Origin of the sequence: Peptostreptococcus sp. (genome assembly GCF_036639115.1) — a bacterium.
Classification (GTDB): domain Bacteria; phylum Bacillota; class Clostridia; order Peptostreptococcales; family Peptostreptococcaceae; genus Peptostreptococcus.
The window spans coordinates 1-5,826 of record NZ_JAVWJH010000010.1; the positions used below are offsets into that span (position 1 = coordinate 1).

Below are 5,826 nucleotides of genomic sequence, written 5' to 3' on the forward strand. Positions count from 1 at the left end.
TGTTTTGACGACTTATTTATAGTAACATATTTAAAATGTTTTGTCAACACTTTTTTATTTTTTAATTTTATTAAGTGAATGATATTTTTTAAATTGTTCCTGCCCTTTTCTTAAGGACAAGTAATAATATACCACCATATGATATAAAATGCAAGCCTTTTTTTCATATTTTTTTCTTTTTTTACACTTGCTATAGACTAAATGCATACTTAGATAATATGTAATAGAAAATCATAATATCGTTATCCTCTATATATATTTAAATGCTCTATTCAAAGTGCTATAGTATATTTATATTATCTTTTAAATTACCTTATATTGTTATGATTAAGTAAATAATGTAAGAATCAGTATATATAATAAGAAAGAGGTGTGTTATTTTGAAAAAATTAATTATTGTGAGCCACTGTGTGCTAAATACATCTTCTAAAGTTTTCTACTATGGAGATAAAGATAATTCAAAAGAAAGCATAAATAGAAAAAACTTCTTAAAAGAATGCTTAAATAAAGATATTCAGCTATTCCAACTTCCCTGTCCAGAATTTATAATGTACGGATCAAAACGTTGGGGGCATAGCAGAGAACAATTTGAAAATACTTTTTTTATAGATCACTCAAAGAATATCCTAAAAACTGTAATATTACAAATAAAAGAATATTTAAGAGATGATCAAACAGAAGTTTTGGCTGTCGTTGGTATAAACGGTAGTCCTAGTTGCGGGGTTGACTTTTCTTTTTCTGCCAACTGGAAGGGTGAGTTATCATCAAACCCTGATCTTGATAGTATGCTTAAAAATTATTCTTACAAAGAAGAAAACGGTGTATTTATAAGAGCTCTAAAAGAACTTTTGGAGTCAGAAAAAATTGATATTCCTATAGTTGCACTCGGTGAAAATACTCTCGATGAACTTCTTGGAGGAAAAAATGAAAATTAAATTAGAAAATATATCTAGAGTTTTTCAAGAAATAAAGGCAGTCGACAATCTCAATATAGAAATTAAAGACGGTTCTTTGCTTTCTATACTTGGTCCAAGTGGATGTGGTAAAAGCACTACCTTATCTCTAATCTCAGGGCTAGATCACCCCACTGATGGAGATATTTATTTTGATAATGTAAATGTAAGTGATGTTTTGGCAGAAGATAGAAATATAGGCATGGTCTTTCAGGACTATGCACTCTATCCTCATATGAGTGCTCAAGACAATATAGCTTTCCCTTTAAAGATGAAAGGAATGAAAAAAAGAGATCGTCTTATAGAGGTTCAAAAAATATCAAAACTGCTTCATATAAATGATTTATTAAAAAGAAAACCAGGAAAATTATCTGGTGGTCAACAACAAAGAGTTGCCATAGCAAGAGCTTTGGTAAAAGAACCAGACTTATTGTTACTGGATGAACCGCTCTCAAACTTGGATGCCAGATTACGTATTAAACTTAGAGATGATATAAAATCCCTTCAAAAGAAGCTTAATATCACTACTATTTTTGTTACTCACGATCAAGAAGAAGCTATGAGTATTTCTGATAAAATACTTTTGCTAAACAAAGGTAAGCTTGTTCAATACGGATCTCCAATGGATCTATATCTTGCTCCAAACAATATTTTTACGGGAAAATTCCTTGGTAATCCACCTATGAACCTAGCAAAAGCTAATAAGATTCATAATGAAATTTTCTTTGATGACTCAGATATAAAATTAAACTCAGATAACTATAAAATAAACTGTCCCGATATCAAGCTCTTTAAAAGTGATGAAAAGGCCAATCTTACTATAGGTATAAGACCAGAAGATCTTTATATAGATAGTAACGGACCTATAAAGTCGAATATAAAAAGTATACAGACCCTAGGTAAAGAGGCATATATCAAATTTGATTTAGGAAATGAATCCTGGATTTGTTCAAGTAATTGGAATCGTGAACTTAAAGTTGGTGATACTATTAGTTTCCAAGCCAAGCTTATTCATATATTTTTTGAAAATCTAGATAAATACAATGAAATAAATGGTGCCTAATAATGAAGAAAATTAAAAATAAAAACCTTAAGGCCTTATTATATCTTCTTCCATCACTACTTATAATTTCGGTATTTCAAATATATCCCATATTTAAATCTTTCCTTATGGGCTTTTATACCAAGTTTGACTATTTATCTGGAAATGTAGATAAAATGGGACTAGATAATTTTATATTTGTGCTTAAAGATCCAGAATTTTTATTGGCACTCAAAAATACATTTGTATTTGCCATATTTTCTGTACCACTCGGAATTATATTTGCCCTAATATTTGCCTTGATTTTAGACTCTAATATAAAGTTTAAAAAGTTTTTTAGAAGTGTTTACTTTCTTCCATTTGTTACTTCTACTACTGCGATTGCAATTATGTGGAAATGGATGCTTAACAAAGATTATGGTCTAATTAATGCTTTACTAGCGGTTTTAGGAATGCCAAAAGTTGCTTGGCTTACAGATCCCAATATGACCATTCCTATGTTGATAGTTCTAAGTATATGGAAGGGTCTCGGATATAAGATCATAATTATTCTTGCGGGACTTCAAAATGTCGATAAGAAATATATCAGTGCAGGAAAAATTGATGGTGCAAATAATATAAAAAGAATATTTAATATTACTATTCCAATTATTAGACCTGTATTAATCTTTTTATTTATTACCTCACTTATTGGATCCTTCAAATTATTTGATGAAATATATATAATGTATCAACAAAAGCCAGGGCCATTAAGAAGTGGGCTTACAATAGTCTATTATATATTTGATAAATTCTATAGACATTGGGAATTTTCTACAGCAGCTGCGGCCGCCTTTATTCTATTTATCATAATACTAATTGTAACATTAATTCAATTTTTAATTATAAAAGCAATGGATAGAGATTAAATTTTAGATTTAGGAGTTAAAAATGACCAATAAAAAACATCGCTTAGTAAGTATTATTTCATATATAATCCTGATCTTGGGACTAATATGGGTATCATTGCCATTTATTTGGATGTTACTTACTGCCTTTAAACCTGCAAACGAAGTATTAAAAATGCCACCCCAATGGATTCCAACTATTTGGAAGTGGGAAAATTTTAAAGATGCAATAAATGCAGTACCTTTTAATAGATATTTTATTAATAGTGTATTTATATCTGTAGCAGTTACACTTGGGGATATACTCACATCCTTACTTGCTGCCTATGCATTTTCACATATAGATTTTCCTTTTAAAAAAATTTTACTGGCAATTTTTCTCGCTTGTATGATGATTCCCGGTGAGATTCTAATGATACCAAACTATGTAACACTAAGTAAACTAGGATGGATCGATACATACAAGGCCTTAATTCTGCCTTGGTGTACTAGCATTTTTTCTATTTTACTTATATATCAGCAATTTATCAGTTTACCAAAATCCTATTATAAAAGTGCCAAAATAAATGGTTGCTCTGATTTAAGATATTTGTTTACTATACTGATTCCTTGCTCTATTCCGACGGTTGCTTCTGTCGCTATTTTGAAGTTTATTAATTGTTGGAACTCATATATCTGGCCACTTATCGTTACAAATAGTAACACTATGAGAACACTCCCTGTTGGTGCTGCTGCATTTTCTACTGAAGCTGGAACCAGATATAACACTTTGATGGCCTTTTCTGTTCTGATGACTATTCCAATAATTATAATGTATCTTTTTACTCAAAAGTACCTTGTAAAATCTATTGGTAGTTCTGGAATTAAGGGATAAATAAAAATTTACGGAGGTATTTTATGAAGAAGAAATTCTTGGCAGTGGCTCTATGCTGCACTATGCTTGCAACTACTCTAGTAGGATGTGGTAGCGAAAAAGCAAAAGATGATTCAAAAGAATCTACTAAAATTGAAATGTTGGCAACTAAAGTTGACAAACCTACTGAAATAACTTTCTGGCACGCTATGAGCGGTGTCAATGAAGAAGCAATACAAAAAATTACAGATGATTTTATGAAACAAAACCCTAATGTAAAGGTGAAGCTCGTAAATCAAGGAGGCTACTTAGATTTATTTGATAAACTAATGGCTGCAGCAAAAGCAAAGCAACTACCTACTATGACTCAGATATATTCAAACCGTTTATCTTGGTATGTATCTAAAGATTTAGTAACTGACCTAAACCCATACATGAATGATAAAGAAACAGGTATGACTGCAGATGAGAAAAAAGATATTCCTAAAATTTTCTTAGATGATGGTATTTGGGATGGCAAACAGTATGCTCTTCCTCTAAATAAGAGCCAAATGGTACTTTACTACAATGAAGGAATGTTAAAAGAGAAAGGTATAGAAGTACCAAAAACTTGGGAAGAATGGAAAAAAGCTTCAAAAGAACTAACAGTTGATAAGAACAATGATGGAGATCCAGAAGTATACGGAACTGTATTTGCAAACAACTTATCTACAGATATAGCACCTTGGGTCGTTCAATCAGGCGGAAGTACAATGGATGAAAAGACTAATGAGCTACATTTCAACTCGGAGCCAATGAAAGAAGCAGTAGGATTTTTAGATTCTATGTTCAAGGAAAAATCTGCTAGATTTGCAGGGGATGACCAAAATCCTAATGTTCCACTTCAGGATGGAAGAGCTGCTATGTGTATAGCATCTACATCTGCCCTACCTTATATAGAAGAAGGAACTGCTGATGGTATAGAAATAAATGCTGCTCCACTTCCAGGAAATAAAAATGACGCACAACTATATTATGGAACTAATATTGCTTTATTTAATACAGCTAGTGACCTTGAACAACAAGCAGCTTGGGAGTATCTTCACTTCTTAACTAATAGTAAAAACACAGCTTACTTTGCTGCTGAAACTGGATATATCCCTGTAAGAACATCTGCCAAGGATGATCCTGTATTCAAAAAGGTTTTAGATGAAAAGCCAATTAAGAAACTATCTTTTGATAGCCTTGATAAAGGATTCCAAGGAACTAGAAATATCGGTGGTATAAATGCACTTGATGAATTAGGCAAGCAAATAGACCTAGTATTCCATGGAGAAAAAAATATTGACCAAGCATTAGATGATGCTCAAAAGAATGGAACAAAGGCTATGGAAGATGCCAGAAATAACTAAGTAAAATTTAATACTTATTTGAGATTTTAAAAAGACTAGTATGATTAATTATACTGGTCTTTTTTTAATCCATTTATTTTTTATTCTACCTAAAATTTTCTTTTTACAACTCTACTTTTTATATAACAATTTCACCATACGATGTGCTGTTTTAGTACTTCAATACACTCTTTACGGTCTTATTCTTTCCGTCTCACTTAAGCTATATAATACTTTCACCATACTATGTTAACTTTAGTGTTTATATACAGCCTTACATCCATCTAAACTTTTCTATTTATAACTCTACTTTATTATATAACAATTTCACCATACTATGTGCTGTTTTAGTACTTCAATGCACTCTTTACAGTCTTATTCTTTACGGTCTTATTCTTTCCGTCTCACTTAACCTGTATAATACCTTTCACCATATTATGTAGACTTTAGTATTTTATACAGTCTTACATACATAGCTTTGTATTATATAGCTATAGTTATTAGCACATTATATGGTTCTTTTTTAATCTTTATATTTTACATTTGAATATAATCCTTGATACGACTTATATTCAAGTAATCGGAATTTTAATTAAATACACTCTTTATGGTTCTACTTAAATTTTATAAATCTGATATTTTTTGTATTTTTTGATATCAGAAGATTATCAGAAATAAAAAAAGCCCTAGCAATATGCTAGAGCTTACTACGTGGCTACTT

General features: G+C 30.7%; 5 protein-coding genes. All 5 read left to right on the top strand.

Going from position 1 to position 5,826, the window contains the following annotated elements; all coding sequences use genetic code 11:
* The first annotated feature begins 380 nt into the window (after nt 1-380).
* Nucleotides 381-935 carry a CD3072 family TudS-related putative desulfidase gene (locus tag RR561_RS09025; RefSeq protein ID WP_332507548.1) on the top strand — a complete coding sequence of 185 codons (555 nt, stop codon included), beginning with the start codon at nt 381-383 and terminating at the stop codon, nt 933-935.
* On the top strand, nt 925-2,016 hold the full coding sequence (locus RR561_RS09030; protein WP_332507550.1) for an ABC transporter ATP-binding protein: 1,092 nt from the start codon (nt 925-927) through the stop codon (nt 2,014-2,016). Before RR561_RS09025 ends, RR561_RS09030 begins: the two co-directional genes overlap by 11 nt.
* 2 nt (nt 2,017-2,018) lie before the next feature.
* Nucleotides 2,019-2,903: a carbohydrate ABC transporter permease gene (locus RR561_RS09035; protein ID WP_332507552.1), complete on the top strand. Its 885-nt coding sequence runs from the start codon at nt 2,019-2,021 to the stop codon at nt 2,901-2,903.
* 154 nt (nt 2,904-3,057) lie between these two features.
* Complete coding sequence (locus tag RR561_RS09040; protein WP_332507554.1) at nt 3,058-3,756, top strand: carbohydrate ABC transporter permease; 699 nt, start codon at nt 3,058-3,060, stop codon at nt 3,754-3,756.
* 23 nt (nt 3,757-3,779) lie between these two features.
* Nucleotides 3,780-5,126 (top strand): ABC transporter substrate-binding protein, encoded by a 1,347-nt coding sequence (locus RR561_RS09045; RefSeq protein ID WP_332507556.1) that lies wholly within the window; start codon nt 3,780-3,782, stop codon nt 5,124-5,126.
* The last annotated feature ends 700 nt before the right edge of the window (nt 5,127-5,826 follow it).